The organism is Hymenobacter sp. (genome assembly GCF_035709525.1).
Classification (GTDB): Bacteria; Bacteroidota; Bacteroidia; order Cytophagales; family Hymenobacteraceae; genus Hymenobacter.
In genome coordinates this window covers 1-3,007 of the sequence record NZ_DASTEP010000028.1, presented here as the reverse complement: position 1 = coordinate 3,007, position 3,007 = coordinate 1, and the positions used below count along the sequence as shown (strand labels likewise).

Genomic DNA, 3,007 nt, shown 5'->3' with positions numbered 1-3,007 from the left:
GCATCCGGGGCTACGGCGTGGGGCTGGCCCTGGCCAACCAGATTCTGGAGCTGCACGGGGCCACGCTCGAAATCGACTCGGTGCTGCACCAGGGCACGACCATGCGGATGCGGATGCCGCTGCGCCGGGTGTAGCTTATCTAATCGAGAAGAATGATTTTGTAAAGTCCCCATCCGTCATGCTGAGCATTCTGCGCATCAAGCAGAGACGTAGCGGAGTCGAAGCATCTCTATCTCCTTAGTAATCAAAGCCGTTTCAACGAAGCGATAGAGATGCTTCGCTGCGCTCAGCATGACGGCTGAGCGTGACAGACAGCGCATTTATAAACTATTCCTAATGTCTGAAATCCCAACCGAAAGCCGTTACGCGGCCTTGTCTAAGGCTGTTTTGCTGGCGGCGGGCCTTGTCGTGCTGCTGTGGCTGTGCTACCAGGTCAGCGGCGTGCTGCTGCTGTTTTTGTTCACCATCATCTTCGCCCTCATTCTCAACGCGCCCACTACCTGGCTGGCCGACCGCAAGGTGCCGCGCCCGCTGGCGGCGCTGCTGGTGTTTGGCGCGGTGCTGGGGCTGCTGGGGCTGCTAGGCTGGCTGGCCGTGCCCCGCATCACGGAGCAGCTCTCGGAGCTGGCCAGCAACCTGCCTACGTATGCCCAGAATCTGTCTAAGCAGCTTTCGGCCCTTTTCGAAAACTATCCGCAGCTGCAAAAGCATTTGCGTTTTGATGAGGAAAGCCTGACCAAGGAGCTGCCTTCGCTGCCCGTGCTGCTCCAGCGGGTGGGGCAGTATTCGTTGTCGGCGCTGGGCTTGGTTTTTCTGCTCATTGTGCTGCTGAGCACGGTGCTGTACATGGTTATCGAGCCGCGGCCCCTGCTCAAGCTTTACTTATCGCTGTTTCCGGCCAGCCGGCGCGAGCCAGCGGCCCGCGCCCTGGGCAAGGCGTCGAAAATGGTAATCGGCTGGATGTGGTCGAATGTAGTGGTGGGCAGCCTGGAGGCCGCGCTCACGGCTATCTTTTTGAACATCATGGATATCCCCGGCGTGTGGGTGTGGGCCGCGCTGGCCTTCTTCTCTGAGCTGGTGCCCAAAATCGGGCCTTACCTCATGGCCGCCCCGCCCGTGCTCGTAGCCCTGGCCATCGACCCGACTACCGCGCTGTGGGTGGCGCTGTTTTACCTCGTCATGAATGAGCTAATGGGCGACCTGGTGATGCCGCGCGTGCGCTCCTCCACCATGAACCTGCATCCGGTTTCTTCGCTGTTTTTGATGCTAATAATGGGGTCGGCCTTCGGCCTGCCGGGGGCGCTGATTGCGACGCCGCTCACCGCCTTCATCAAGGCTTTCTACGAAGAGTTTTACCTGGCTCGCCATCCCTTCGATGAGCAGTTGGACAAGCAGGTGGAGCTGATAATGTATCGGCGGGTAGATACGAAAAACTCCACGCTGGAGCAGTAGCGGCGGCGGGGAGTAGCGGCGTTCTAATCTCCTTCTAATACTCTTCTAATGAGCCTGTAATTTCTTGCTTGGCAGGCTTTCGGACCTTTGCATAGCTCTTCGGAGCGCCCCTTAGGCTATGCAAATCTCATTCATTATCAGCATATTATTCTTTAGTCTGACGCTCGCGTCAGGCGTGCGGGCGCAGCCCGCTACCCTGGGCGGCGCGCCCGCACGCCCGGCCCGGGTCGATAGCCTGGCGCTCACGCTGCCCGAGGCCGAAGCAGCCTTCCTAGGTACCAATTTTGCCTTGCTGGCCGAGCGGTTCAACATCCCGGCCGCGCAGGCCGAGGTCATTCAAGCGCGGCTGTTCGACAACCCCACCATTAGCCTGGAGCGCAACCTGTTCAACCCCAACAACGGACGCTTTTTTGAGCACAACGAAGAGCGGTTTCAGGTGGTGGGCGGCATCGAGCAGCTGGTGCAGTTGGGCGGCAAGCGCCGCAAGGCCGTCGCCTACGCCCGCACGGGGGTGGAGATTGCGGAGTTGCAGTTCACCGACCTAGTGCGCACGTTGCGCTACGAGCTGCGCGAAAATTTCGTGACGCTCTACTACCGCCAGCAAACCCAGGCCATGTACGCCCGGCAGATTGCGGCCTTGCAGCGCACGCTCACCATCACGCAGGCGCAGTACCAGCGCGGCAACGTGCCGCTCAAGGAAGTAGTGCGGCTCAAGAGCCAGCTGTTTGAGCTGGAAAGCGAGCTGAAAGACCTGCGCAACGAGATTGCCGAAGACCAGTCGGAGCTGAACCTGCTGCTGGGCAGCCGGCAGCCGCGTTACCTGCGGCCCGTGCTGCCCGCCGCCGCGCCCGCTAGCTTGAGCCTAGGTGCCTTGCCCCTCGACCAGGCCCTAGAAACCGCCCGCACCAACCGCCCCGATTTGCGAGCCAGCGTGGCCACCGTGCGCCAGCAAAAGCAGAACGTCAGCCTGCAAAAGAGCCTCGCTGTGCCCGACCTCACCCTAGGTACCTTCTACGACCACAACGGGGCCGTGGGCCTGCACTACACCGGCCTCACGGTGGGCATGCCGCTGCCGGTTTTCAACCGCAACCAAGGTAACATTCGCCTGGCAGAGGCGCAACACCAGGGCAGCCAGCAGGCCCTGAACCAGCAGGAAGCTAGCGTGGTAAACGAGGTAACTGAGGCCTATCGCAAGGCCCAGGAGGCCGAGCGCCTATCCGAAGCCTTCCCGGCCGACTACTTCGCCGATGCCGACCGCCTGCTCGACGGCGTGCTGCGCAGCTACCAGCGCAAGGCCATTACCCTGCTTGAATTCCTGGACTTTCTGGACTCCTACAAAACGGGCGTCATCCAATTCAACCAGAGCCGCGCCGAGCGCCTTAATGCCTTCGACAAGCTCAACGAGCAGCTTGGCCAGCAGATGTTCGTGTACTAACCGGCTACTTCTAATCCGTCATGCTGAGCGGAGCGCAGCGGAGTCGAAGCATCTCTGCCGGTGAACTAACTCCTGACGCCAGCAACGAAGCGGTAGAGATGCTTCGACTTCGCTGCGCTC

At 60.8% G+C, this 3,007-nt stretch carries 3 protein-coding genes; all 3 read left to right on the top strand.

Annotated elements, in window-relative coordinates:
- Nucleotides 1-17: 17 nt before the first annotated feature.
- The 3 genes from VFO93_RS22330 (at nucleotide 18) to VFO93_RS02625 (ending at nucleotide 2,887) form a co-directional block, all read left to right on the top strand.
- Nucleotides 18-134, top strand: coding sequence for an ATP-binding protein (locus VFO93_RS22330; protein ID WP_414653546.1), 117 nt, complete (start codon nucleotides 18-20; stop codon nucleotides 132-134).
- 202 nt (nucleotides 135-336) lie between these two features.
- Nucleotides 337-1,452 (top strand): AI-2E family transporter, encoded by a 1,116-nt coding sequence (locus VFO93_RS02630; protein WP_325132762.1) that lies wholly within the window; start codon nucleotides 337-339, stop codon nucleotides 1,450-1,452.
- A gap of 118 nt (nucleotides 1,453-1,570) precedes the next feature.
- Nucleotides 1,571-2,887 (top strand): TolC family protein, encoded by a 1,317-nt coding sequence (locus tag VFO93_RS02625; RefSeq protein WP_325132761.1) that lies wholly within the window; start codon nucleotides 1,571-1,573, stop codon nucleotides 2,885-2,887.
- Nucleotides 2,888-3,007: the final 120 nt, after the last annotated feature.